The 26,757-nt window shown below is 44.4% G+C and carries 21 protein-coding genes and 8 tRNA genes; 20 read left to right on the top strand and 9 right to left on the bottom strand.

Annotated elements, in window-relative coordinates; translation table 11 throughout:
* Positions 1–144 precede the first annotated feature (144 nt).
* From AAA970_RS03970 to AAA970_RS03910, 13 genes are all read left to right on the top strand, one after another.
* On the top strand, positions 145–3,036 hold the full coding sequence (locus AAA970_RS03970) for a T9SS type B sorting domain-containing protein (protein ID WP_338236048.1): 2,892 nt from the start codon (positions 145–147) through the stop codon (positions 3,034–3,036).
* Positions 3,015–3,422 carry a thiol-disulfide oxidoreductase DCC family protein gene (locus AAA970_RS03965; RefSeq protein WP_338236047.1) on the top strand — a complete coding sequence of 136 codons (408 nt, stop codon included), beginning with the start codon at positions 3,015–3,017 and terminating at the stop codon, positions 3,420–3,422. Before AAA970_RS03970 ends, AAA970_RS03965 begins: the two co-directional genes overlap by 22 nt.
* Before the next feature lie 541 nt (positions 3,423–3,963).
* Entirely contained in the window at positions 3,964–4,833 is an 870-nt protein-coding gene (fabD, locus tag AAA970_RS03960) for an ACP S-malonyltransferase (protein ID WP_338236046.1), read from the top strand.
* Between the two features lie 480 nt (positions 4,834–5,313).
* Positions 5,314–5,898 (top strand): D-sedoheptulose 7-phosphate isomerase, encoded by a 585-nt coding sequence (lpcA, locus tag AAA970_RS03955; protein ID WP_338236045.1) that lies wholly within the window; start codon positions 5,314–5,316, stop codon positions 5,896–5,898.
* Between the two features lie 43 nt (positions 5,899–5,941).
* Positions 5,942–6,595 carry an HAD-IA family hydrolase gene (locus tag AAA970_RS03950; RefSeq protein WP_060685613.1) on the top strand — a complete coding sequence of 218 codons (654 nt, stop codon included), beginning with the start codon at positions 5,942–5,944 and terminating at the stop codon, positions 6,593–6,595.
* 109 nt (positions 6,596–6,704) lie between these two features.
* Positions 6,705–6,786: transfer RNA gene (locus AAA970_RS03945), tRNA-Leu, on the top strand.
* A gap of 63 nt (positions 6,787–6,849) precedes the next feature.
* Positions 6,850–6,931, top strand: a tRNA-Leu gene (locus AAA970_RS03940).
* Positions 6,932–6,995: 64 nt separating this feature from the next.
* Positions 6,996–7,077 (top strand) — tRNA-Leu (locus tag AAA970_RS03935).
* A 65-nt stretch (positions 7,078–7,142) separates the two neighbouring features.
* Positions 7,143–7,224 (top strand) — tRNA-Leu (locus AAA970_RS03930).
* Positions 7,225–7,289: 65 nt separating this feature from the next.
* Positions 7,290–7,371 (top strand) — tRNA-Leu (locus AAA970_RS03925).
* A 64-nt stretch (positions 7,372–7,435) separates the two neighbouring features.
* Positions 7,436–7,517, top strand: a tRNA-Leu gene (locus tag AAA970_RS03920).
* 64 nt (positions 7,518–7,581) lie between these two features.
* Positions 7,582–7,663, top strand: a tRNA-Leu gene (locus AAA970_RS03915).
* Positions 7,664–7,727: 64 nt separating this feature from the next.
* A tRNA-Leu gene (locus AAA970_RS03910) sits at positions 7,728–7,809 on the top strand.
* A gap of 339 nt (positions 7,810–8,148) precedes the next feature.
* Here AAA970_RS03910 and AAA970_RS03905 read toward each other — a convergent pair.
* Positions 8,149–8,430 (bottom strand): hypothetical protein, encoded by a 282-nt coding sequence (locus AAA970_RS03905; RefSeq protein WP_053404091.1) that lies wholly within the window; start codon positions 8,428–8,430, stop codon positions 8,149–8,151.
* 323 nt (positions 8,431–8,753) lie between these two features.
* Here AAA970_RS03905 and msrA point away from each other — a divergent pair, with 323 nt between their 5' ends.
* Complete coding sequence (gene msrA, locus AAA970_RS03900; protein ID WP_338237700.1) at positions 8,754–9,293, top strand: peptide-methionine (S)-S-oxide reductase MsrA; 540 nt, start codon at positions 8,754–8,756, stop codon at positions 9,291–9,293.
* 276 nt (positions 9,294–9,569) lie between these two features.
* On the opposite strand, the gene AAA970_RS03895 is transcribed toward msrA, so the two are convergent.
* On the bottom strand, positions 9,570–10,442 hold the full coding sequence (locus AAA970_RS03895) for an SDR family oxidoreductase (protein ID WP_053404090.1): 873 nt from the start codon (positions 10,440–10,442) through the stop codon (positions 9,570–9,572).
* Positions 10,443–10,594: 152 nt separating this feature from the next.
* On the opposite strand from AAA970_RS03895, the gene AAA970_RS03890 reads away from it, so the two are divergent.
* The 4 genes from AAA970_RS03890 (at position 10,595) to AAA970_RS03875 (ending at position 15,331) form a co-directional block, all read left to right on the top strand.
* Positions 10,595–13,015, top strand: a complete 2,421-nt coding sequence (locus tag AAA970_RS03890) for a penicillin acylase family protein (protein ID WP_338236044.1) — start codon at positions 10,595–10,597, stop codon at positions 13,013–13,015.
* The gene (locus AAA970_RS03885; protein ID WP_338236043.1) at positions 12,981–13,364 is read left to right on the top strand and encodes a hypothetical protein; all 384 of its coding nucleotides are present in this window, start codon (positions 12,981–12,983) and stop codon (positions 13,362–13,364) included. Before AAA970_RS03890 ends, AAA970_RS03885 begins: the two co-directional genes overlap by 35 nt.
* 30 nt (positions 13,365–13,394) lie before the next feature.
* Complete coding sequence (locus AAA970_RS03880) at positions 13,395–13,844, top strand: GNAT family N-acetyltransferase (protein ID WP_338236042.1); 450 nt, start codon at positions 13,395–13,397, stop codon at positions 13,842–13,844.
* A gap of 146 nt (positions 13,845–13,990) precedes the next feature.
* Positions 13,991–15,331, top strand: coding sequence for a radical SAM family protein (locus AAA970_RS03875; RefSeq protein WP_338236041.1), 1,341 nt, complete (start codon positions 13,991–13,993; stop codon positions 15,329–15,331).
* Between the two features lie 770 nt (positions 15,332–16,101).
* Here the strand turns inward: AAA970_RS03875 and AAA970_RS03870 are convergent.
* The 4 genes from AAA970_RS03870 to rplU form a co-directional block, all read right to left on the bottom strand.
* Positions 16,102–16,701: a nitroreductase family protein gene (locus AAA970_RS03870; RefSeq protein WP_053404086.1), complete on the bottom strand. Its 600-nt coding sequence runs from the start codon at positions 16,699–16,701 to the stop codon at positions 16,102–16,104.
* Between the two features lie 158 nt (positions 16,702–16,859).
* Positions 16,860–17,342 carry a hypothetical protein gene (locus AAA970_RS03865; protein ID WP_338236040.1) on the bottom strand — a complete coding sequence of 161 codons (483 nt, stop codon included), beginning with the start codon at positions 17,340–17,342 and terminating at the stop codon, positions 16,860–16,862.
* Positions 17,343–17,764: 422 nt separating this feature from the next.
* Entirely contained in the window at positions 17,765–18,034 is a 270-nt protein-coding gene (gene rpmA, locus AAA970_RS03860) for a 50S ribosomal protein L27 (protein ID WP_053404083.1), read from the bottom strand.
* 8 nt (positions 18,035–18,042) lie between these two features.
* Complete coding sequence (gene rplU, locus AAA970_RS03855) at positions 18,043–18,357, bottom strand: 50S ribosomal protein L21 (RefSeq protein WP_053404082.1); 315 nt, start codon at positions 18,355–18,357, stop codon at positions 18,043–18,045.
* Positions 18,358–18,720: 363 nt separating this feature from the next.
* Between rplU and AAA970_RS03850 the strand changes: the two genes are divergently transcribed.
* Complete coding sequence (locus AAA970_RS03850) at positions 18,721–19,716, top strand: ribonucleotide-diphosphate reductase subunit beta (protein WP_338236039.1); 996 nt, start codon at positions 18,721–18,723, stop codon at positions 19,714–19,716.
* A 38-nt stretch (positions 19,717–19,754) separates the two neighbouring features.
* The gene (locus AAA970_RS03845; protein WP_338236038.1) at positions 19,755–22,118 is read left to right on the top strand and encodes a ribonucleoside-diphosphate reductase subunit alpha; all 2,364 of its coding nucleotides are present in this window, start codon (positions 19,755–19,757) and stop codon (positions 22,116–22,118) included.
* Between the two features lie 736 nt (positions 22,119–22,854).
* Here the strand turns inward: AAA970_RS03845 and AAA970_RS03840 are convergent.
* From AAA970_RS03840 to AAA970_RS03830, 3 genes are all read right to left on the bottom strand, one after another.
* Positions 22,855–23,694: a geranylgeranylglycerol-phosphate geranylgeranyltransferase gene (locus AAA970_RS03840; protein ID WP_338236037.1), complete on the bottom strand. Its 840-nt coding sequence runs from the start codon at positions 23,692–23,694 to the stop codon at positions 22,855–22,857.
* A 4-nt stretch (positions 23,695–23,698) separates the two neighbouring features.
* Positions 23,699–24,217 (bottom strand): hypothetical protein, encoded by a 519-nt coding sequence (locus tag AAA970_RS03835; protein WP_338236036.1) that lies wholly within the window; start codon positions 24,215–24,217, stop codon positions 23,699–23,701.
* A 119-nt stretch (positions 24,218–24,336) separates the two neighbouring features.
* Positions 24,337–26,745 (bottom strand): endonuclease MutS2, encoded by a 2,409-nt coding sequence (locus tag AAA970_RS03830; RefSeq protein ID WP_338236035.1) that lies wholly within the window; start codon positions 26,743–26,745, stop codon positions 24,337–24,339.
* Between the last annotated feature and the right edge of the window lie 12 nt (positions 26,746–26,757).

Here is a 26,757-nt window from a genome sequence, read left to right as displayed (position 1 = left end):
TAAGTAATATTTGAGACAAAAATATAGTAGTAAGTTAATATTTATAGCGGCCTTAACCTTTTATGGCTTCCAATAATCTATTTTCTTCTTTATTTTTAGGTCAATTAGAGGGTCTGATCATTATCATCTAAAAACAGTACTCAATTGAAATTAACCTGCATTAACCTTAGAGTGAGCGTACTGATTTTCACGCTACTCCTATTTTTTTCCCCAAAGCTATCCGAGGCCACTCACATACGCGCAGGAGAAATCACGGCACGCGTCATAAATTGTGCGCAGTTCACCTATGAATTCACGATTACCGGATATACGGATAAAGGATCTGACGTTCAATTTGGAGGTGGAGAGATCAATTTTGGTGATGGCTCTGAAATTTTACAATTAAATCCCAACGACTTCACCAACAAAACCGACTTAAGTCCTGAAGTCGGGCTAACCGAATTTGTGATTCAACATACTTTCCCCGGCCCGGGAGAATATATCATTGGCTTTAAAGAATTCAACAGAAATGCCGATGTGGTGAACATGATCAACTCCGTTAACACGCCTTTTTATGTAGAGACCCAAATCATCATTGATCCCTTTCTGGGATGTAATGAAACCATCCGCATGCTAATCCCTCCTATTGATCGCGGCTGTACCGGAGTAACGTTCTTCCATAACCCGGGGGCTTTCGACCCCGATGGAGATTCGCTTTCTTTTGAGTTAACCGTCAACAAAAAGGATGTCGGTCGTCCGGTAGATGGCTATCGCTTCCCAAACGACCCTGTATTCAATGGCTCTCCACAAGACAACCCGGGAGCTGCGGCCACCTATGCCATGGATCCCATCACTGGCGATTTAATCTGGGATTCCCCGGGACAAGAAGGAGAATACAATATTGCCTTTAAAGTAATTGAGTGGCGAAAATTGGGCTCGGGGGAATTCGTACCGATGGGCTATGTTACCCGCGACATGCAGATTATTGTTGAGCTGTGTGATAATGAGCCCCCGGAAATTCTGATTCCTGCAGATACCTGTATTGAAGCCAACACCACCCTTGAAGCCGACATTTTAGCGATAGACCCCAATAATGACCCTATCAAACTGGAGGCCTTCGGAGGTATTTTTGAAAATATTTACCCACCGGATCTACAAGCTTCTTTCACTCCGGCAGGCCCGGGATTTCAGCCTTCCCCCACGGTGGGCAAATTCGTCTGGACGCCGGATTGTAATTTAGTAAGACGAAATCCTTACCAGGTGCATTTCAAAGCCTCGGATGACCCGACCGGAAGGAATTCTCAGGAAGTCCCACTGGCTTCCTTTAAGACTTATTTCATACAAGTGGTTGCCCCGGCGCCCCTTCTCCAACGCGCCGAATTGGTGGATGACCGAACGGTAGAACTAGAATGGGAAGACTACGCGAACAGCTCCACTTGCGGGACGGTGCGACCGACTTCTATGCTCATTTACCGGAAAGTGGGCGAAAATCAGTTCGAACCGGACAATTGTGAAACGGGCATCCCCGAAGGCTCGGACTATCAACTCATCGGAAGGCGGGATGATGGACAAACTACTTTTGTGGATGATGACAATTTGCAGTTTGGCTCTGTTTATTGCTATCGGATAGTGATTGTCTTCACCGATAATCAGGGAGGGGAAAGTTATGCCTCAGAAGAAATGTGCATAGAAATAGGCCCATATGAAGGTAAATTCCCTTCACTGATCACCAATGTGGATGTGGTTCCCGAGCTTACCTCTGTGGACAATGGAGAAATCATGATCAAATGGACCTCCCCTTTTGATGCCGACCCGGCCCTATATCAACCTCCCTACCGTTATGAATTATTTACCGTGGAAAATGGTGAAATCAGCAACGACCCTATTTACGCAGGGACAGATACTACTTTCACCCATACAGGACTGAATACTCTCGAACAAATATATACCTATCAGGTGAGGGCGATTGCAGCTACCAGCCCTCCTGACGAAGAGCTACCACTCAGTGCGCCTGCCTCCAATATCCGTTTAAGGTTACAATCCGAAGGCGATCGTATGGACCTGAGCTGGAATGGTGATGTACCCTGGAGTATTAACGTTTCCGAACACCCAACACACCTGATTTTTCGCAATCATGTAAACCCGGACGACACCACTGCGGTAGAATTTTATGCTTCCGTGGATGTGACCAAAGAAGGACTGCGCTTTACAGACCTGGACCCGGATTTCATTCAGGGAAGAGAATATTGTTATTATGTAGAGACAAAAGGCTCTTATGGTAACCCAAAGGTGGAAAGCCCATTGATCAACAGAACGCAACTGGAGTGCGGCCGCTTAAATGACGGCATTCCTCCCTGTGAACCGCTTACGCTTATTGTGAACAGTGTGGATCAACTGGAACATTGTGAAAAGCTATTTGAAGAGAACAATTGCCAACCCATCACATTTGAGAACTTCTTAAGCTGGGAACCTCAAGTGAGTGGAAATGATTGCCAGAATGACATCCTGGAATATGAGGTTTATTTCTCCGAGCAACAAGAAGGAGATTTCCAATTGGTGGGCACTACCATAACGACCTCCTTCGTTCACCAGGGACTTCCATCATTAAAAGGCTGCTACTATATAGTAGCCATTGATCGCAGCGGTAACGCCTCACCTCCTTCGGAGATCGTTTGTATGGACAATTGCCCTTTCTTTATTCTTCCGAATATTTTCACCCCTAATGCTGATGGCATCAATGATACTTTCTCCACACTGACCAGAGAAATCATCCTGAAGGGCAATGTAAATATGGAGGAGGCTAACAAGCAATGTCCACGATTCGTTGAAGCCTTAGACATTAAATTTTATTCGCCATCCGGGAATATGGTATATGATTATCAGGCATCCCTGAGCGACCCGAGTACCGATATTAATATCAACTGGACCGGAGAAACAAATGGAGGCACGGAACTGGAATCCGGCACTTATTTCTATGAGGTTGAAGTAGAGTTTGATGTATTGGACCAAAGTATGAAAAAGCAGAAATACAAAGGATGGGTGAGGATCGTAAAATGATCGTGTTGTTTGATGGGGTATGCAACCTCTGTTCCTGGGCCGTGAACTTTATCATTGATCATGACCCGGATAAAAAATTTGTTTTTGCCTCCCTGCAATCTCAGGTGGGGCAAAAACTTTTGAAAGAAGTGCATCACCCGGCACCAACGGAACTGGATTCCGTCGTTCTGATTCAGGGCAATAAATGGTATGAAAAAAGCGAAGCAGCTGTTCGGGTGGCCAGGCATTTAAAATTCCCTATCAGCCTGCTCAGTGCGGGATTTTTTCTCCCCAAATTCATCCGGGATTTTATATATGATTTCATCGCTCAAAACCGATATCGCTGGTTCGGAAAACAAGACAGCTGCCGCCTCCCGAATCCGGAATTACAACAGCGATTCCTTTAAAAGGAGTACTCAGCCATATTATCAAAACTGAAACTTAGTCATTCCTCGAAAGTACTATTTCACCTCCAATGGATGATGGTTTTTAAGAGGAGGTCATGACCTCAAATTGCACGAATTTTCAGAAATGATTTATTATGATTTCACCTGAAGAAAGCTAAGTAAACAGGTTTTGATTACCTGCTCATGTTATAAGCGCTGCACCCTTTTTTTTCTTACTCCCAACCTCAATTCCAGAAAAAACGAGGTTCACTAATTAAAGTGACCGGTCATGTTATTTGATTCATGCCAGGAAAATATATAAAATTACACTGGAACACCCGTGGTCGCTCTATTACCTGAAGATGAACCACCTATTATCTAAAATTTGCAGAAAATCAATTTATTACCGAATTTCGCCCCAGATAATAATTTTTTAATCAAGATTTTAAATTCAGCTAAAAGGAGTTTCCGTTTCTACACTCCATTTTTTTGTTAATTTTTTCAATAATAAGTTTTTGCGCCCTAATTTAGCGCGCCAATTTTAAAGCAATATAATATCACTATGAAAGCATATGTTTTCCCCGGTCAGGGAGCTCAGTTTCCTGGCATGGGCAAGGAACTTTACGATACTAACGAAAAGGCAAAAGCACTTTTTGAACAAGCCAATGAAATTTTAGGCTTCCGAATTACGGACATCATGTTCGAAGGCACTGCGGAGGAATTAAAGCAGACCAATGTTACCCAACCAGCGGTTTTCTTGGATTCTGTCATTAAAGCATTGGTGGCGGAAGATTTCTCTCCTGAAATGGTGGCCGGTCACTCATTGGGTGAATTTTCTGCCCTGGTAGCTGCGGGAGCACTTTCTTTCGAAGATGGATTGAAGCTGGTAGCTCAACGTGCTGCAGCCATGCAAAAGGCTTGCGAAATCAACCCTTCAACCATGGCGGCGGTTTTAGGTTTAACCGATGAGCAGGTAGAAACCCTTTGTAATGAAGTGGAAGATGTGGTGGCAGCCAACTACAACTGCCCGGGCCAATTGGTGATTTCAGGTTCCAAAGAAGGCATTGAAACCGCCTGCGTAAAAGCAAAAGAGGCGGGAGCAAAACGCGCATTACCACTTCCTGTGGGTGGCGGATTCCACTCTCCAATGATGGAGCCTGCACGCGAAGAATTAGCAGCAGCGATTGAAGCCACTAACTTCAGCGCCCCTTCCTGCCCAATTTACCAAAATGCTACTGCTGCGCCAGCTACGGATGTAGAGACCATCAAGCAAAATTTGGTCGCTCAGTTGACTGCTCCGGTAAAATGGACGCAATCCGTTCAGAAAATGGTAGAAGACGGTGCCACTGACTTTGTGGAGTCCGGACCAGGAAAAGTATTACAAGGCTTGGTAAAAAAAATTCACCGCCCGGCCAATGTAAGTGCGATCTAAAAAAATAAAAAAAGCGTCATGAAACCCATGACGCTTTTTTTATGTCCTCATTTCAATTTCATTATTCATTCTTAGCTTTTTTTTTCTTAGGTTGCCAAGCCTGAGTAAAGCTGTGGCAATTTGGTACACTTACTCCGAATTATTCCTGCTTAAACCCTCTTTGAGCTGCAAGGCTGGAAAATGAAGGAATTTGTCCATTTCATTTTTTTCCAACGAATCAGAGAAATGAGGAGAAAGCAAGCTTGCCCAAATTTGGCTATTATTGATTTGAATAAAAGCCATTAATACGAGCTCCTGATTTTAGCGGAGAATAATTCGGAAAAAAATATACACCAAAGCAAAAAGGATTTATCATCCTTCAAAAATATTTAATATTTGAGCAGGCAAAAGATAACCTGCCGAGGAAGTGTAAAATCCTTTAGGCGCCCGGCACTCATAATCTTGAAGAATTCCTTTTTTAGTTATCCCATCGGATAAATTATGGATATTGAAAAAATCATCTCCTCAGAATTAGAGGAAGCACAAAAAGTATTGAATGATTTCCTGAGCAATCCGGAAAACATCAAAAATATTAAGGCCGCAGCGGAAGTAATGGCCGAATCCATTAAAAATGGTGGAAAAGTGATGTCCTGCGGAAATGGAGGAAGTCATTGTGATGCCATGCATTTTGCGGAAGAACTCTCAGGTAGGTACCGTGATGAACGCCCGTCTCTCGCTGGCCTGGCCATTGCTGATACCTCCCATATTTCCTGCGTGGGCAATGACTATGGCTTTGATTATATCTTTTCCCGCTTTGTAGAAGGCCTGGGACAAAAAGGAGATGTGCTGTTAGGACTGAGTACCTCCGGCAATTCTCAAAATGTAATCAATGCCATTGAAGCCTCCAAGGCCAAAGGCATTACCACCGTAGCCCTTACCGGTAAAGATGGTGGCAAAATGGCGGGTATGGCAGACATCGAAATTCGTGTCCCTCACTTTGGATATGCTGATCGCATTCAGGAAATCCACATCAAAATCATTCACATCCTAATACAACTTATTGAAAAATTATTAGGCCACGCCTAAACATTTCTACAAGTTGACAGGCTAAAATTAATAAAGAATATCCATGAGTAATTTTGCCGTAATCTTCGATATGGACGGGGTCATTATTGACAGTAATAATGCCCACCGTGGAGCCATAAGAGAATTTTTAGCCAATCATGGTCTGGAAATAGAGGAAGAAAGCCTGATCCGGAATGTTTTTGGAAGAACCAATGCAGACTGGATTCCCTTTGTTTTCGGAAGGGAACTTGCTGAAGAAGAGCTCACCGATTATGCCTTTGAAAAAGAAGCTATTTTTCGGAAAATTTTCGAAGAAGAGGAAGCTTTTGTCGAAGGAGTGGCGGAATTCGTCTATCATTTAAAACGAAATGAGGTACCCATCGCGATCGGCACCTCCGCCCCTATGGATAATGTCGCCTTTACCCTTCAAAAGCTTAATTTGGAAAATGCCTTTGATGTGATAGTGGATGACGCTCAAATAACCTTCAGCAAACCTAACCCGGAAGTTTTCATTAAATGTGCACAAGAATTAGGCTTTCCTACCGAAAAATGCATCATTTTTGAAGATTCCATGTCAGGCATTGAAGCCGCTAAAAGGTCAGGCGCCAAAGTCATTGGGGTAACCACCACCCATTCAGCTTATGAGCTTCGGGAATGCGACATGACCATTGAGGATTTTAAGGATCTGAACATGACGATTTTAAAAGAATTGTTCTAAGAAAGATCAAAAAACCATCCTTGAACGCTTGCATTAAAGGAATTTGCTCGTACCTTTGCAATCCCAATTACGAAACAAGCGAAGCAAATTTTAAAAGCTAAGCGCAATTGCCTGAGTGGCGGAATTGGTAGACGCGCACGACTCAAAATCGTGTTCCTTCGGGAGTGCCGGTTCGACCCCGGCCTTAGGTACTGAGGTTTGATTGTTCCTCTAAAAAATAATCTTCTACCTTGCTTCTTCGGAAGCTAAAACATGCCTGGGTGGCGGAACTGGTAGACGCGCACGACTCAAAATCGTGTTCCTTCGGGAGTGCCGGTTCGATCCCGGCCCTAGGTACTAAGGTTTGATTGTTCCTCTTCAAAACAATCTTCTACCCTGCTTCTTCGGAAGCTAAATAAATGCCTGAGTGGCGGAACTGGTAGACGCGCACGACTCAAAATCGTGTTCCTTCGGGAGTGCCGGTTCGATCCCGGCCTTAGGTACTGAGGTTTGATTATTCCTCTTCAAAGATAATCTTCTACCCTGCTTCCTCTGAAGCTAAACAAATGCCTGAGTGGCGGAACTGGTAGACGCGCACGACTCAAAATCGTGTTCCTTCGGGAGTGCCGGTTCGATCCCGGCCTTAGGTACTGAGGTTTGATTGTTCCTCTTCAAAAATAATCTTCTACCTTGCTTCTTCGGAAGCTAAATAAATGCCTGAGTGGCGGAACTGGTAGACGCGCACGACTCAAAATCGTGTTCCTTCGGGAGTGCCGGTTCGATCCCGGCCTTAGGTACTGAGGTTTGATTGTTCCTCTTCAAAATAATCTTCTACCCTGCTTCTTCGGAAGCTAAATAAATGCCTGAGTGGCGGAACTGGTAGACGCGCACGACTCAAAATCGTGTTCCTTCGGGAGTGCCGGTTCGATCCCGGCCTTAGGTACTGAGGTTTGATTATTCCTCTTCAAAATAATCTTCTACCTTGCTTCTTCGGAAGCTAAATAAATGCCTGAGTGGCGGAACTGGTAGACGCGCACGACTCAAAATCGTGTTCCTTCGGGAGTGCCGGTTCGATCCCGGCCTTAGGTACTGAGGTTTGATTGTTCCTCTTCAAAACAATCTTCTACCATGCTTCTTCGGAAGCTAAATAAATGCCTGAGTGGCGGAACTGGTAGACGCGCACGACTCAAAATCGTGTTCCTTCGGGAGTGCCGGTTCGATCCCGGCCTTAGGTACAAGCCTCTGATGAATTTCAGGGGCTTTTTTTTATCTCGTTACATTCAACGTAATTTCCGCAAGAACACACTTAAGGCTTATTATCTGTGGAATGCAGTTGAATTTACTAAATTTTGAAAAGCCCAAATTTTAGCAAACTGGCTTCCCCCTCAATTATCTGCTTCCTTGAGAAAACTTGAAAAGGTGAAAATCCCTTCCTTTTTTCCACCTTGCTGCTAAATTTATCCATGCATTATGCAGCTTATACTCCACCATTTTTTTTAATGCCCAAAAAAGAAAAGCCATTCATTACTGAATGACTTTCATGATGTAGAACAAAACGCAATTGGATCTTTATATCAAATGAATGTTGAATAACTTCTTTTAGCAAATTTATATAATTGACCCGACAACAAAGAATCTCGAGATTTCAGTGACAATGAACGCACGAATGAGGCTTCATAGTCCGTCTTTCTTAACTCTTCATACTCTAATAAATCCGTTGTGTGCGGATGATAAATATCCGCCTCCTTCTCTGTCATGAAAACTACGTACCAGGCACGATCATTTTCACTCATCACCATGGCGAACATCTGTTGCTCACCTTCCGGTTTTTCTGAATGGGGTTCTTGTTTACTCATAAGCCTACCCTTAAAATGAGGATTTTAATTCTGCAATAATCACTGTTCACGAAATTTAATTACCTCGGGTTCACTAAACTTAAAATTAAATTTTACTGAACTTAAATTTAGCAATTTAATTATACGCCACAACAACAAAACCTCATATTTTTTTAATTTTTTTCAATTATTCATCAATTATTTGCGCTATTTCGTACTTATGTGATACAATCAACACTGAAACCCAAATGAAATTTTTAATCTATTTTATTCCACTACTGGTCTTTAGCACAATAAATGTCTGGGGACAAAGTCAATCACAAATCGAACTAAAAGAAAAACCCATGGAAATTGCCACATTAGGCGGAGGATGCTTCTGGTGCGTGGAAGCAGTAATGCAGAGATTACATGGCGTAGATACGGTAGTATCCGGCTATGAGGGAGGGCAGGTGAAAGATCCTACCTACAAACAAATTTGCACCGGACTCACCGGACACGCAGAGGTGGTGCAGGTATCCTTTGAGCCGGAAATCATTTCATTCGAAGAAATTCTGGAGGTATTTTTCACCACCCATGATCCAACTACGCTAAACCGACAGGGAAATGACGTTGGTACGCAATACCGTTCGGTCATTTTTTACCATAGCCCCACCCAAAAAGCGACGGCCGAAAAGGTCATAAACCAGTTCAATAAGGAAGGTCTGTACGATGATCCTATTGTGACGGAGGTATCGGCATCGACTACTTTTTACCCTGCGGAGGATTATCACCAAAACTATTACAATGAAAACTCTGATAAAAACCCTTATTGCACTTTTGTAGTAGCGCCGAAGGTTCAAAAACTTAGGGAGAAGTTTAAAGACAAATTAAAGCCTCAGAACTAGGCACAAGATCCAATTGTAACACTTAGCCAGAATTATTTACCGCCAGATTTAGTCATCTGCTTTAACCGAATCGCGATCAGTGCATTGCATTCGTATCGACTGAATACTTAATAGCCTAAATTTGTGCAAGCTTGCTTTCTGCCCATTTTTCTATTGCATTGGAGTAGCTCAAAACAGAGAACTCCTCCTTCATTTTACAGACTGCCAGCTATTCGATAATTGAAGCACCCATAATTCGGCTAAAAAAAAGGCCTCCGAAAACCGGAAGCCTTTTTTTTATTTTTTCTTTCCTCTCATCGCCTCAAACATATCCCACATTTCAGGGGTAATCCGATCCAGGCCATTAAACTCACCAGCACCTTGCAACCACTCTCCCCCATCGATGGTCACCACCTCGCCATTAATGTAGGCCGAAAAATCCGACACCAAGTAAGCGGCCAGATTAGCCAGTTCCTGATGCTCCCCTACTCTTTTTAGCGGCACCCTCCGGGAAGGATCAAACTTTTGCGCTAATTCTCCGGGCAGCAGCCTGCTCCAGGCACCTTCTGTTGGAAAAGGACCGGGCGCAATGGCATTGGAGCGGATATTATATTTGGCCCACTCGACCGCCAGCGATCTTGTCATCGCCAAAACGCCCGCCTTTGCCGCCGCAGAGGGCACCACATAACCACTACCCGTCCAGGCATAAGTCGTCACAATATTCAGTATATTCCCCGGCCGACCTTTTTCCATCCAGTATTTCCCCATTGACAAAGTAAAATTGGAAGTTCCTTTCAATACAATATCCAAAATAATATTAAAAGCACGGGCGGATAAACGTTCAGTGGGTGAAATGAAATTTCCGGCTGCATTATTCAGCAAAACATCCACGCCTCCAAATTTAGCATCAGCCGCGGCAATCACCGCCTCCACCTGCTCCACCTCCCGCACATCACAAGCCACAGGCAACACCTGCCCGCCTGTGCGTTCCATCAAATCCTTTGCAGTATTTTCCAACACTTCCATTTTTCGGGAACAGATTACGACATTGGCGCCCAATTGCAAAAAATAATGGGCCATGGACTTTCCTAATCCGGTACCGCCACCGGTCACAATAATGGTCTTACCGCTTAATGCTTCAGGGCGAAGCATACCTTCTGTATAATTCATAGGGATTCAAATTTTGGGTTTAGTTTTTCCAACTGATATCATTAAACGCCTTTTTAAAGCGGCTTTATCAGTCTGTGGTTAAGGAAAATACCCAAATAATTTGATATTTTTTAGGCATTGCTGTAATTTTTTAACCTAATCAATTCCTCCTCATGAAAGTCATACGCTTCTTTTTCCTTTTAGGACTTTCCATTTTCTTAGGCTATAGTTTAAATCGGCCCTGGGGCAAAGTCCCGGCATTAGGACACTTCCTAAATCCTTTTGAAGGCTTCTGGCAAAATGCTACTCCACGCAACACTGGTTTAAAAAGCCCGAAAACCATAAAATCCAAAGACCTTCGCCAATCGGTAGACATCGCATTGGACTCCAGCCACATCCCACATATTTTCGCCCAATCCGATTGGGATTTGTACTATATGCAGGGTTATATGACGGCCAAGGATCGGCTCTGGCAAATGGATTTTCAAACCATGGCCGCAGCAGGCAGACTTTCTGAAATATTGGGAAAAGACTCGCTGATTCTCCAGTTTGATCGGGGACAGAGAAGAAAAGGAATGCTATATGCGGCTGAAAAAGCAAGGGACGCTTTTATGTCCGTGGAGACTTCCGCCAATATGCTAAAGGCCTATGCCGCCGGTGTTAATGCCTATATTGATCAGCTCAACAAAAAAGATCTACCCATTGAGTATAAGTTAATCGGTTACCGACCTGAAGCCTGGAGCCCCTTAAAATCAGCTTTACTTTTGAAATATATGGCAGAAAGCCTTTCTTCTTCCAATGCAGATTTGGAAAATACTAACGCTTTAGCCTGGTTAGGAAAGAAGAATTTTGACCTGCTCTATCCACTGATGGAAAAGGGGCAAATCCCCATCGTCAACAAAACCAACCAATGGAAACAATCCACCAATTTACAGGAAGCTGAAATCCCCTTCAGCTATATCAATATGCCATTAGATGAAGGTCCAAACCCATTAAATGGCTCCAACAACTGGGCCGTCAATGGTAATAAAAGTGAAACAGCTTATCCCATCCTGTGCAATGACCCACATTTGGGACTTAACCTTCCTTCCCTTTGGTATATGATACAACTCCAGTCACCGGACATCAATGTGATAGGCGCCAGCCTGCCCGGTGCTCCCGGCATCATCATCGGCATGAACGATCATATCTCCTGGGGCGTCACCAATGCGCAAAGGGATTTGGTGGATTGGTACCGCATTACCTTTTTAGACGATCAGCAACATCAATATCTCTTAGACGGAAAAGCCACACCGGTAGAAAATCGGCTGGAAGTTATCAAAATCAGAGACGAGGAAGATTTTGTGGATACGGTAAAGTATACTGCTTTTGGACCTGTTTATTATGATCGGCACTACCGCGCTGAGGAAGCCCGATCCGGTTACGCTTACCGATGGATTGCCCATGACCCCAGTAATGAAGTATTGGCATTTTATAAAATCAATCGGGCGAAAAATTATGAAGCATTTAAGACGGCCCTATCTTATTACCAGGCGCCGGCGCAAAATTTCGTCTTTGCCTCAGTGGACAATGAGATCGCCATGCACGTCCATGGGAAGTTCCCGGCCCGAACCAATCATAATGGGCGTTTTTTACAGGAAGGAAACAGTCTTGAGAATGGCTGGAAAACTTATATTCCTTTTGAGGAAAATGTATTTGAATACCAACCGGAAAGAAATTTCGTTTTTTCGGCCAACCAGCATCCGGCAGATTCTACCTACCCTTATTTCATTACCGCGAAAAAATATGAGTATTATCGAAATCGCCGAATTTTTCAATTGCTGGAAGAAAAGGAAAAATGGTCCGTATCGGAAATGATGCAAATGCAAAATGATAACTTCAACCTGCAGGCCGCTGAAAGTCTTCCCTTTTGGCTAAATCAAATCAATACGGAGGGATTACCCCACTTTCACCAGAAAGCATTTTTAGCGCTTAAAAACTGGGATTTTCATAATGAGGCCTATGAAAAAGCCCCCACCTTTTATGCCGCCTGGTGGAAGGAGCTTTACCGATTACTCTATGATGAATGGGACCAAAAAGGACTTCCGCTATTGAAACCTTCCCATTATACCACCATCAAAATCTTGAAAGAAAATCCTGATTTTTACTTTTTTGATTTACTATCCACCCCGGAAAAGGAAGATGCTCCGGCCATTATTCAGCTGGCATTCAAAAATGCTATGCACAAATTAATGCAGGAAGAGATCAGTGGTAAAAAATTAGAATGGGCAGCGTATAAGGGCACCTATTTGCAACATTTAACCAGAATCAAAGCCTTCAACATTGCCGCTCCTGTGGCAGGAAATGCCGGTTCCATTAATGCGGCCACCCAACGGCATGGCCCCTCCTGGCGTATGATTACCGCATTGCATCCGGAGGGCAACAAAATGTGGGGCATTTACCCCGGTGGGCCCTCCGGCAATCCAGCGAGCCCCTATTACCAAAATCAGGTAGAGGAATGGGTGAACGGCCAATACCGGGAGATCCCTTTTTTCAAAAACTTTAATGCGACAAGCAATTATGAAATTCAACATATTCAGGCCAAAGTCAAATAGCCTGCACAACCTCCTACAGTTCACTTTCATGGTGGTGATTAGCGGCTTTCTAAGTAGGTTTTTCCCTTTTTGGATCATATTACCTGCTACCGCCATAGTCGCTTTTCTTTTCAACAAAAGTGCTTTTGCCACCGGCTTTCTGGCCATTGGTTTTCTATGGCTGTCGTATGCCATCTGGCTGGATCAGCAAAACCAACAAATACTCTCCCGGCAAATCGCCTTGCTCTTTCAATTGCCGGAATATATGGACAAATTTATTTTCGTAATTACCGGATTTATGGGTGCTTTTTGGGGAGGCATAGGCGCTGCTACCGGAAGAAGTTTCCGTCGACTATTTGAACGCTATTGATTTCCTTTTTATTAGATTGCCAAAAAAAAGATGAGTTGGGATTTCGCATTAAAGCATTATCAGGAGCTAAGCAAAGAGGAATTGTTTGATCTGGCCAAACTGCGCATCGATGTTTTCATCGTAGAACAGCATTGCCCCTATCCGGATTTAGAAGAATTGGACCAAAACTGCCATCACTTTCTGGGAAAAAACAAGGACCAATTAGGCTTATATGCCCGCTTAATTGCCACCGAAAATCCTGCCATTAAGAAATTGGGCAGAATCATCGTCAGTCCGGAATTTCGCCCGCAAAAAGTTGGCAAACTATTGATGACAGAAGCACTACAAGCCACCAAAAGCGCCTTCCCCGAAACAGAACAGATCGTAATTTCCGCTCAACAAGCCATTGTCAGCTTTTACCAGTCTGTTGGATTTATTCCGGAAGGAGACATTTATCTGGAAGACCGAATCCCTCACATCAAGATGGTCTACAGCTATTAATGCCTAAGTAAGAAGGGATGAGAACGGTATTTTGATGATCTATTGACAATTTTTCCTTAAATTGCGCGACATTTCCGCAGGCCAACACCTCGGAAAAGCACTTATTATCAATAGGTTATTATCAACAATCATTCAAAAGGAATACCGTGTTGAAGGAACAATCGAACATTCATAAAACCAAAGCGGCTGCCAATCAGCATCCGGACAGCCTTCCGCTATTGCTTACCTGCGATGCTGAGGGCAATATGTTTGAAGAAGAAAATTATGAGGTTATTGGCCGCTCAGGCACCCGCCTGGTAGGTTTGGAACCCGAGGATTTTATTGAGTTACCGGAAGGAAGTGAATTTTTCACCATGCCCTGTCGTAACCCTTACGGACGAAATGTCCATACTGGCGAAATTGAATTACTGGAAGATGTATATGCGGTAGCAGCCTTTGTTTCGCCGGCTTATACGCAGACCTTCATGCCGGCTTATGAAGAAACAGAAGGAGCAGAAACCCTTCCACTGTATGCTTATACTGCTGTAGGCTGGCTGGATGGCAAGTTCTACACTACCGCCGTGAGAATCGACCCGGACAAACGTCAGGATTTTGAGCAATTTGATTGCGAGGCCATAGAGCAAAAAACTGTTGAAACCCTGGAAAAATTTCCAGAAAATCGCCTGATTCAGCATTTAGGCAATAACTGTTCTTTGACCTACAGTTGCCCTGCCGCCCGGAATTTCTTTATGGGTCGCTGGGAAGCCCCGATCCCTTTATCCCCTGCCTGCAACTCTAATTGCTTAGGCTGTATAAGCTTTCAGCCGGAGGAACATGAAATTGATGCCATGCAAAACCGCCTGGACTTCATCCCTTATATTGAAGAAGTTTTGGAAATGGCCGTTCCGCATCTGGAAACCGCTCCACTCCCGATTGTCAGCTTCGGACAAGGCTGTGAGGGAGAACCCTTATTGGTTTGGCAATTGATCCGTGATACCATTATCGCCATCCGAAAAAAGACCAAAAGGGGCATTATTAACCTCAACACCAATGGCTCCAAACCAGAGGCAGTTGATGAGCTTTTCAAAGCGGGATTGGACAGCATTCGGGTAAGTATGAACTCAGTGCGAAAAGACCTGTACACCAATTACTACCTGCCCAATAATTACGAGTACGAGGATGTAATTGAGTCCATCAAGATTGCGCGTCTGCATGGAAAGTGGGCATCCATCAACTATTTCACCCTACCGGGATTCACGGATAATATCGAGGAATACGAAACCCTCCGACAGGTGATTGAATACACTGACCTGAGCATGATTCAGTGGCGTAACTTCAATATTGATCTGAACTGGTATTTGGAGAAAATGGGCATTGAGGATACCGGCGATGGTATGGGCGTAGCTGAGGTTATGGAAGCCATTCATGAGGAATTTCCTCATATTGCCTACGGCTACTTCAACCCGCCTTTAGAGGTGCAGGAGAAGTACAATGCACTCAGAAAATAATAAAAAAGCCCTTTCGACTCAATACCGAAAGGGCTTTTCTTTTATGGGGGCACTTATCCAGAATTAATTATCAGGATTATTTATGCTTAAGCCGGATTATTCATTCTTGAATCTTCGTTTAGCTGCAAGGCGAGAAAAATTGAGGACTTCCCCTATTTCAATTTTTATCTAACGAAGATGACAAATGAGGCAAAATCAAGCCCATCCAAACACAAATTCGAATGATTGAAAACAATGTTGGAATATTTCCCCAAAATAGTACTGGTATAACTTCAAAATAAAAGGTGTTCGCTTCTGTAATCAGGGCTTTTCATAAAAAGCTAGATCGGCCATTCAACAGCTTATATTTAATCATCAATCGTTTCTTTTTCATTTTTTCTTGATAAAAAACGAAACAAAAAATCAAGGCTGAGATCAATGTCGGCGGGACAACGAACCTGCTGACGGAATCCATCAAGGCGACATTTGGAGAGGGTAGGAGATTGGTGAAATATTGCTAAAATGTCGCTATGATGCCTTCTGGTCGCCAGCAGAACCTTTGTCTATCCGCCCATTGATCTAGGCCGGAGGGTTGATGTGGAAGATTTTATACCATAATGTCAATACTGTAAAAGGTAGTAAGCTAACTCATAAACAAGCGCTCAAATCAAATAGCCCCCCATTGGGAACTAGATCATTTCTATAATTTGCCTATTTGTAGTTTTATGAAAAAGCCGTGCCGCTGCAATTCTTCCTGTTTCCCTTTACGAATTCCGGACTTTCAACACCTTCTAAATAGTCGCAATCACCTCTTCCAACACCTTTCTTTGTTTTGGATTTTTATCCAACTGATTAAAATCCTCCACATCCCGATAACCAATTGCCACTGCAAAGACCGTCTCGTGCTTTTCCAGCTTCAATAAGTCAGCATAAGCCGCGACATCAATCCCTTCCATAGGGGTGGAATCAATTCCCATCTCCGCACATGCACTTAAAAATACCCCAAGAGCCAGATAAACCTGATGCTTCATCCAGGCCTTGATCTCCGCTTCCGGCATGGGCTTTAGGAAATTTTTATAATACTCTTGCTGGCGCTCCGGCAAAGCCCCAATATGATTTTCCTCAAAATAAGCCAGATCACTGATTACATTAAACACCACTACATGAGAAGCATTTTCAACCTTAGGTGCGTTGAACAATGACACTTGCGCCAATGCCGCTTTAAGCTGCTCTTCTTCTACAAAAGTAAAGCCCCATGGCTGACTGTTGATAGAAGATGGGCTCAACTGCAGGATTCGCTTTAAATCAGCAATTTGCGCTGGACTGACCTTTTTGGAAGCATCATACATTTTAGTAGTATAACGCGATTCCATATTTTTCACAAAACTCATCTATGAATTGTATTATCTTATTCAAAATTTTCCGACAATATAATCATCTACAAAATAGATGCCCATTAGCAGGCAAAGTTAAAATTCCAGGCCACAAAAAAACCTTCATGCCAAAGAGGTTAACACGAAGGTTTCTAACTAAAAAACTAAACTTATATCTAAACAATGGTCGTTTTCACCGGCACAATATACGCCCGTCCCTCCCAAACTAAGGACGTACCCTCTGGCCCCTCCGCATTAAAAGCATTACATAATTCCTGACCATAGGCTTTGACCGAATTTATGGCCTCTCGTTCTAATTCTGTACTTTTTTCTTCCAGCCCTTTCAAGTTCATATAGTGCTGTAACCAGTCATGACATTCCGCCATTTTACCCTGTAAATCCCTCACTTCACCCGAATTCCCCTTGGCCACTTTCAGCTGCTCCTGTGTCTGCCAGCACAGCGCCTGAAACTTCATCACATACCGCCTGACGGCCCGAAGTCGCTGACGACTTTTTTTATGATCTTCTTTTAATTCAAATAAAAAAAAGGTCAGGTGATGCATAAAGGTTTGGGAAGCGATGTGATCTGTCAATATTGGTGGCTTATCCTTAAATTCTTGAAAACGTTGGGTTTGGGTTTCGTTCATAATGATTTTCATTAATTAATCAATATTACAATCCACTCAAAATCAAAAAGTTGTCAAACGATGATTATTTTTGATGAAAGATTTACTATGATGTTTTCCAACTGATCACCCTCATAAGCAAGCCTAAAAATCATTCGTGAAAATTCGCGTCATTCGTGGCAAAAAAATCCTTCCCTACTTCTCTCCCAAAGCAAGCATCATAAATAATCAAGCAAGACCGATCGATTTAATAGAAAGTCTCATCGGCAATGCGCATCAGCCAAATCAAACAGAAAATCATTCGATAAATTTGTGAAATTTGTGGCAAAAAAATCCCCCCACCTTTAACTCCATCCTCCCTCAATCATAAGCCATCAAAAAAAAATAAGCCCAAAACCAAAAAAGCCCGCCATAAGGCGAGCTTTCTAATTTTTTCGACTGTTCTGTCTCTGATCTTATGCTTCTGCTGTTTCGGCAGGAACGATAGATACGAAAGAACGGTTCTTGTAACCTTTGCGGAATGCTACTGTACCATCAACCAATGCGAACAAAGTATGGTCTTTACCAATACCTACGTTCTCACCTGGGTGATGCTTTGTACCACGCTGGCGAACGATGATGTTACCAGCGATAGCTGCCTGACCACCAAAAATTTTAACGCCCAATCGTTTACTTTCCGACTCGCGACCGTTCTTGGAACTACCTACACCTTTCTTATGTGCCATGGTTCAAATTATTTAGAGATACCTTTAATTACAACTTTAGTAAAACCTTGACGGTGACCATTTTTCACCTTGTAACCTTTACGACGTTTCTTTTTGAAAACGATCACTTTGTTACCTTTTACGTGCTCTACTACTTCAGCTGAAACTTTAGCACCTTCAACAACAGGAGCACCAATCTCGACCTGACCGTCGGCATCAACCAACAATACTTTGTCGAACTCTACGGAAGCGCCAGCCTCTGCGTCCTTCATTAAAGGAGCGTAGATGTACTGATCTTGCGTTACTTTGAACTGCTTTCCGGCTATTTCTACAATCGCGTACATTTGTTAATTAAATAATTATTCGATTAATAATTAAGTACCGTTTACTCAAACGGAATGCAAATATAGGTGTTTTTCTGCAACTTACAAAGTCTGCCTGATTATTAGATTTTCCGCCTTCTGAAAATAAAGTTCAAAGAGCGAAAAACATCCCCCAGCCCCAACTATAACTCACTGAAAAACAACCACCCAGCTCACACAACAAATACTTTACCAAACGCTAAACAGCAGACTTTCACCCATTTGCCCCACTTGCAAATTCAGGAGTTTTTATTGAATTTATAGATTAGCTGGCCGTCACCTCTCACGAGTTGCGCGAGGAGTTATCCGGTTGCTCATCAACAAATCAAAACTGAAACCTACAACATGAACCAAGAAAGCCCCTTATCACAAGAACCTATTCTTCAGGAAAATACCAACAGATTCGTCCTTTTCCCTATTCAGCATCATGACCTCTGGGAATTTTATAAAAAGGCAGAAGCCTCCTTTTGGACGGCGGAAGAGATTGACCTGAGTCAGGACTTAAAAGATTGGGAAAATTTAAATGAAGGAGAAAAACATTTCATTTCCCATGTGCTGGCCTTTTTTGCCGCTTCGGATGGGATTGTGAATGAAAACCTGGCCGAACATTTTCTGAGTGAAGTACAGTATACGGAAGCCAAGTTTTTTTACGGTTTTCAGGTTATGATGGAAAACATCCACTCAGAAACCTATTCCCTGCTGATTGACTCCTACATCAAGGATCCGGCGGAAAGAGATAAACTTTTCAATGCCATGGAGACCATTGACTGCGTGAAAAAAAAGGCCGACTGGGCCTTGCGCTGGATTGACAACGGCAGCTTTCAGGAACGTCTGATTGCCTTTGCTGCGGTAGAAGGCATCTTTTTTTCCGGTTCATTCTGTTCTATTTTTTGGTTAAAGAAAAGAGGCTTAATGCCCGGCCTGAGCTTCTCCAATGAATTAATCAGCAGAGATGAAGGCCTGCACTGTGATTTTGCCTGCCACCTTCATCAAAAACATGTGGTGAATCAATTGCCCAAAGCAAAAATCAGAGAAATCATTAGTGATGCCGTAAACATTGAGCAGGAGTTCGTGACGGATGCCCTTCCGGTAAGCCTGATTGGGATGAATGCCAAACTAATGAACCAATACATCGAATTTGTCGCCGACCGGCTTTTAGTAGAATTAGGATGCGAGCGGATATATCAGTCTGAAAACCCCTTCGATTTTATGGAAATGATTTCCCTGCAGGGAAAAACCAATTTCTTCGAAAAACGCGTGGCCGAATACCAAAAAGCCGGCGTCATGCAACAGGAAGAAAATGCTGATGCTCCAAAATTCAGTATGGACGAAGATTTCTAATTACCAATTTCAATCCTCCTAAAACCTACCTCCCGAATATGCTAGTCTTAAAAAGAGATGGCCGCAAAGAGTCCGTTCGATTCGACAAAATCACCGCTCGCATAGAGAAACTCTGCTATGGCCTCCACCAAAACTATATCAGCCCCATCGATGTGGCCCAAAAAGTCATTGAGGGCTTATACGACGGGGTCACCACCGTGGAATTGGACCAACTGGCGGCAGAAGTATGCGCCTCCCTGACCACACGGCATCCCGATTACGCGCGATTGGCAGCCCGCATTGCCGTATCGAATTTGCATAAAGAAACCGCCAAGTCTTTTTCCAACACCATGAAAAGACTATACACCTATGTAAATCCGGCCACCGGGGAACGTGCGCCCCTGGTCAGCAAGGAATTTTACGAGGTGGTTCGCGCCAATGCCGCCACCCTGGACTCCAACATCATTTATGACCGTGACTATCAGTATGATTATTTTGGTTTTAAAACTTTGGAACGCTCCTACCTCATGCGTCTGGACGACCGCATAGTCGAACGCCCGCAACATATGATCATGCGGGTGGCCATTGGCATTCATGGAGAAGATATTGAAGCCGCCCTGGAGACCTATGAACTCATGTCGCAGATGTGGTTCACCCATGCCACCCCCACCCTCTTCAATGCCGGCACCCCCAAACCCAATATGTCTTCCTGCTTCCTGCTCACCACCAAAGACGACAGCATAGAGGGCATTTACGATACGCTAAAGCAATGCGCACTCATTTCCCAGTCGGCCGGAGGCATCGGACTTTCCATTCACAACATCAGAGCCAAAGGCAGTTACATCCGTGGCACCGGAGGCAATTCCAATGGAATCGTGCCCATGCTGCGTAATTTTGACATGACGGCCCGCTATGTAGATCAGGGTGGTGGCAAGCGGAAAGGCTCCTTCGCCATTTATCTGGAGCCCTGGCATGCCGACATTTTTGAATTTCTGGAATTAAAGAAGAACCACGGAAAAGAGGAAATGCGGGCCAGAGACCTTTTTTACGCGCTTTGGATTTCCGATTTGTTCATGAAGCGGGTAGAGGCCAATGAAGAATGGAGCCTTTTCTGCCCGAATGAATGCCCGGGCCTGTATGATGCCTATGGCGAATCCTTCGAAAGATTATATGAAAAATATGAGCGGGAGGGAAAAGCGAAAAAAGTCATCAAAGCACAGGACCTTTGGTTTCAGATCATGGAATCCCAAATAGAAACCGGCACCCCTTATATGCTTTATAAAGATGCCGCCAATGAGAAGTCCAACCAAAAAAACCTGGGCACCATCCGCTCTTCCAATCTCTGCACAGAGATTATGGAATATACGTCAGAAAAAGAAGTGGCCGTATGTAATCTGGCCTCCATCGCACTGCCGAAGTTCATCATCAAAGGCGTGTTTGACCATCAGCGACTGTTCGAGATCACCAAAGTGATCACCCGCAATCTGAATAAAGTCATTGATCGCAACTATTATCCGGTGCCGGAAGCCGAATATTCCAACAAAAGGCACCGCCCGATTGGCCTGGGCGTACAGGGACTCGCCGATGTATTCATTCAATTGCGCATGCCCTTTGATTCGCCAGAAGCCAGGGCGCTGAACACCGACATTTTCGAGACCATCTATTTTGCTGCCATGACGGCTTCCAAAGAGCTGGCAGAAGAGCAGGGCGCCTATGAAACTTTCGAGGGCTCCCCCGCTTCCAAAGGGCAATTCCAGTTTGACCTTTGGGGCGTAACACCAGCCTCCAACCGCTGGGACTGGGACAGCCTGAAAGCAGAGGTGGTCAATAAGGGCATTCGAAACGCTTTGCTGGTGGCCCCTATGCCCACCGCCTCCACTTCCCAGATCATGGGAAACAATGAGTGCTTCGAACCCTATACCTCCAATGTCTACACCCGCAGAACCCTTTCGGGCGAGTTCATTGTGGTGAATAAACATTTACTCAAAGATCTCATTTCACTTGGGCTCTGGAATGAACAGATGAAGCAAAAGCTGATTGCGGCCAATGGTTCGATTCAGACCGTAGATGAAATCCCTCAGAACATCAAGGATCTTTACCGCACCGTATGGGAAATCTCTCAAAAATCAATTTTGGAGATGGCTGCTGATCGCGGGCCCTATATCTGCCAGTCACAATCCATGAATGTTCACCTGCAGGATGTAAACTTCGGCAAACTGACCTCCATGCATTTTTATGCCTGGAGAAAAGGCCTTAAAACCGGCATGTATTATCTCAGAACCAAAGCGGCGGCAGATGCCATCAAGTTCACCCTGAAAAAAGAAGAGTTGCAGCCCACGGCGGAAGAAATCAAAGCACAGAACCAGTCTGACATGAGCTGCTCTCTGGATAATCCGGAGGATTGCATGGCCTGCGGTAGCTAGAGCGTGTTTAAAAGCCGAAGTAGGTATGCTTACCCCAATTTGGGCTATTAAAAACCAAAGCAAAACAGCTGGCCCAAACTGAAAGTAAACCCTTTGAGTAGCATCAATAAATCCAGCGGTGAGTAATTCGGCTTACAGCACGGTGTTCAGGGGGTACTTTTTTTGGGGGGCTGCTGCCGCTTAGACGTCAGCATCAGGCTGGCGCGGCTCACCCCATCGGCCTTTTGGGCCGCTGTGGTTTAAACAGACCCGCTTCATCCTTGCCCCGGCGGGCTATCGCCCGCGAGCATAGTCGAGACGCGCCGGCGCCGCTTCGCAAAGCTCCTTTTCGCAACCTTAGTGCGTAGCGGCTCGCAAAAAGAGCGACTGCCAAAAGTCCGACCGACGTCAGGAGGGCTGCCAAAAAAAATTTAAGCCGGATTATTGATGCTTAAATCCCCATTTAGCTGTAAGGCGATAAAAATGAAGAAATAGTAGCCTATTTCGAGTTTTTTCCAACGAAACAGATGAAAGAGAAGAAAGCACGCTTACCTAATTGGCGCCATTAAAAACCACCCCCTCATAAAAACCTAACTACACATAACTCGCACTCAACCAATAAATTCAGCGGCGAATAATTCGGGTTAAAATAGGTGCCAACAAAAAAACGCCACTTCCTTCAACGAAAATGACGTTTTGAATATTCTTCGGCGCTACACTGATGTTTTCATAACGCGTGAATGAAGCAAAGAGTTCGTCAAACCATCAACATACTGAGTACACCGCCCATCATTAACAGTTTACAAAACAGACTGAGGTTTTTAAAATGCTTTTTTGTATCTGCCCTCAGCAGATAGATCACCACCAATATCAATGGCAGGCTCAACCCCATAAAATAAATATTGAGGTGCACATTGTTGGTGCTGACCATCCAGCCCATCATCAATAGAATAAAAAGGGTGATAAACACCATCAGCAAACGCTTGGTATTGCGCATGCCCCAAAGGATGGGCACCGTCTTACAACCGTGCATTTTATCGCCCTCCACATCTTCCATATCCTTGATCAGCTCTCTGATGACCGTTAAGGCAAAAGCAAATACGGCATAAATGCCGGTAATAAGATAGGACTGCCCGAAATAGATGCTGACCTGCATCAATGAAAGGGCGGTCAGCATAGCGATGGTCAGATTACCGATCAGCGGCATTCTTTTCAGCTGATTGGAATAGTACCACAGGCAAAAGGCCGAAAAGGCAGCGATCAGGCCGGTTTTCCAGGAAAGGATCAGCGCAATTAAAATGCCCAGCCCGGTGATGATAAAATGGAAAAACATGGCTTTTCGCCGGCTGATATCCGAACCGATGGTTACCCGCTCCGGCCGGTTGATATAATCAATTTTCACATCATAGTAATCATTGATCACATAGCCACCAGCCGCGATGAATACAGTGGAAAGTACGATAAAAAACAGCGGAAGCCACTGCTGTAAATCTACTGACGCCGGAGAAATCCCTACCAGGGCTATGGCCACCAATATCTGGGTAAATGCCAGAATCAACAGATTATTAAAACGAATAAGCTTAAAAATTGCCCCCATAAACTTAAGGTTGAAAAGGTACCTGCACCTTTATTTCTTCATTTTCAAAATACAATTCTAAGGAATAATTGGCCAGTTTACGGCCTTTTTGATCTGCAAAATTCCGGATTTCTTGGACTACTTCTTCCGGACGTGGCTTCACCATGACCTGTTGCCCCAGGCTCACTTCATAGCCTCCTGAAGAACGAATATGATTACGCTCCCATCCCGCTCCCACAGACGAATCCCCCTGCGCGCCGACAAATACCTGAATAAGTTCACTGTCTTCGGAGCCATAATCCACCAACACCAATGGCCCCTGCATTTGGCCAGATTTTATTTGATCCCGCAGGCTTTCGAATATTTCCCGAAAATCCGCGGCATTGGGGCTGCCCTCATAATACTTTCCCATCAAGGGATAATCCAGGGCACCACTTTCCTCTACATTCAGCGGCTCAAATCCACCCAAATACCAATAAGAGAACAAGCCGATAAAAGCCAAAATGCCCGCCATGGGCAGTACTTTATTCAAAAAAAACTTCAAAACGAAAAATTGATTACGGTCAGTAAAAGCATACTCAATTTGCACAATCTCCCCGATGGAAGGCAAATTTTAGTGGAAAAAACTGAAATAAAAAAAGGGAGCCAAGCTCCCTGATTTCTTTATTTGATATGGACGACGGTTACACCCGCTCCTCCACGCTCTACATGTTCATCTTTATAGGCCCTCACCTGACTCATAGTGTCCAGAATATTCCGTACCACATCCCGCAAAATGCCGTCCCCTTTTCCATGCACTATGCGCAATTCGTCAAAACCCAACATGGCGCCCTCATCCACAAAGTTCTGGACATCAAAGAAAATTTCCTCTCCGCGACGACCCCGGATATCCAGATTTGCTGTGTAATTAGACATTTTGGCATTGATGTCAATGCCCTTCATGCTCACACGACTGCTGCGCTCTTTTTCTTCTTTCTTCTGCACCCGGCGGGATACTTTCTCCACTCGGTTCATTTTCACGGTGGTTTTTAATCCACCTAAAGAAAGTTCCAGGTCTTTACCACGAACGCCCAATACTTCTCCGATAGTGCCGGAATCCTTCACCCGGACATAATTGCCCACCTTGATGGTGCCGCCTTCAACCACGAATTCCGGCTCTTTTACCTCTGCTGCCGGTGTTTTTCGCTGGCCAATTTTAATATTGCCCTTGTATTTTTCCAGCTGCTCGCGCACCTCCTTGGTTTTCTCTTTGGAGGCTTTCTTTTCCTTAATCTCCTTAATGGCAGCCTCTACCCGGCGATTGGCGCCCTCCATAATTCCTTTAGCCTCCCGTTTGGCGTCGTCAATCAGGTCACGGCGCTTATCATCCAGCCTGGCTTTCAAATCTTCATATTCTTCCATACGAAGCTTCAGGCGACGGTCGCGGTCTTCCGCCTTCTTCAGTTTTTCTTCCAGCTTGCGCTTATCACTTTCCAGCTGCCCCAGCATTCGGTCCAGCTTCACCTGATCCACCCCCACAAGGCCCTGAGCATCTTTCAATACCTCTTTGGGCAATCCGATTTTACGGGCAATCTCCAAAGCAAAAGAGCTTCCCGGCTTGCCGATTTCTAAATCATAAAGCGGTTCCAGTTTTTCCAGATCAAAACGCATGGCGCCATTCACCAGGCCTTTGGTTTTATCCGCGAAGCGCTTCAAATTGCCATAGTGTGTATTGATCACCCCATACATGCCCATTTCTGCAAACTGGCTCAGTAAAGATTCCGCTATTGCGCCCCCAAACTGAGGCTCAGTACCGGTACCGAATTCATCAATCAGAATCAGCGTCCGCTTGTTCCCATTATTCACAAAATGACGCATATTGGTCAGGTGAGAAGAATAGGTCGACAAGTCATTGTCAATCGACTGCTCATCTCCAATGTCCAGGAATACGTTCTGAAAAATCCCCATTTTGGAATGGCCATCCATGGGTACCAAAAGCCCGCACTGCATCATATACTGTACCAGCCCCACTGTTTTCACACAAACGGACTTTCCTCCGGCATTCGGTCCGGAAATCACCAAAATCCTTTGCTGCTGGCTCAGGCGAATATTTAAGGGGACCACAGGTTTACCCTGCTCCTGATGGGCCATCCATAATAATGGGTGACGGGAATTATACCATTCCACCAAGGTACGGTTATGCAATTCCGGCATATGGGCTTCCAGCTTTACAGCAAATTTGGCCTTGGCACGAATAAAATCCACCAAGCCCAAAAAGCGAAAAGCCTTTCTGAGGGAATCTAATTCCGGACGAAGGGCATCCGTCAGCACGGTCAGAATACGAACTATTTCTCTTCGCTCTTCATATTCCAGCTCCCGAATGCTATTATTCACTTCCAACACCTCCGCCGGCTCCAGATATACCGTTTGCCCGGTGGCGGATTCATCATGAACGAATCCCTTGATGGAACGCTTATAGGCAACACTCACCGGTATCACCATCCGGCCATCACGAATGGTGGGCGTTACATCGTCTTTGGTATAGCCTTTGGCTTTAGCCTCCCGAAGGATTCGGTCCAAAACCCGGCGAAGCTGTACCTGCTGCCCTTGTATCTTGGCGCGAATTTGTTGTAATTCCGCACTGGCATTATTGCGTAACTGACCCTTATCGTCAATTTTGGCTTCTATCTGATGGACTAATTGCTGATTGAAGAATACTGCCCCACTGATATCTGACAGCAGTGGGTATTCCTCTGCATTACTTTTCAGAAAGCGGACAATACCTTCAATGGTTTTTAGGGCCAACAGCAAATCGAAAAACTCTTCCTGCGTCAGGAAAGTGCCCTGCAGGCTGGCTTTGTCCAATCCGCTGGTCGCATCAATATAATTGGCATTGGGAAAACTTTCCCCTGAGGTTAAAATTCTTCTAAACTCCTCCGTCTGCTGGAGCCAGGTTTGTAACTGATCATAGTTTTTGGAAAAACGCATCTTCTCCACATAGGCCATGCCCAAAGGGCTTAGGCAGCTTTCTTTGATGATGCTTCTAATACGGTCAAAACCTAATTTCTCCTCAAAACTGCGGGGGTATAGCATTGATTTTCTCTC

The organism is Persicobacter diffluens (assembly GCF_036244895.1).
GTDB classification, from domain to species: domain Bacteria; phylum Bacteroidota; class Bacteroidia; order Cytophagales; family Cyclobacteriaceae; genus Persicobacter; species Persicobacter diffluens.
This window is presented reverse-complemented; position numbering and strand designations above follow the sequence as displayed.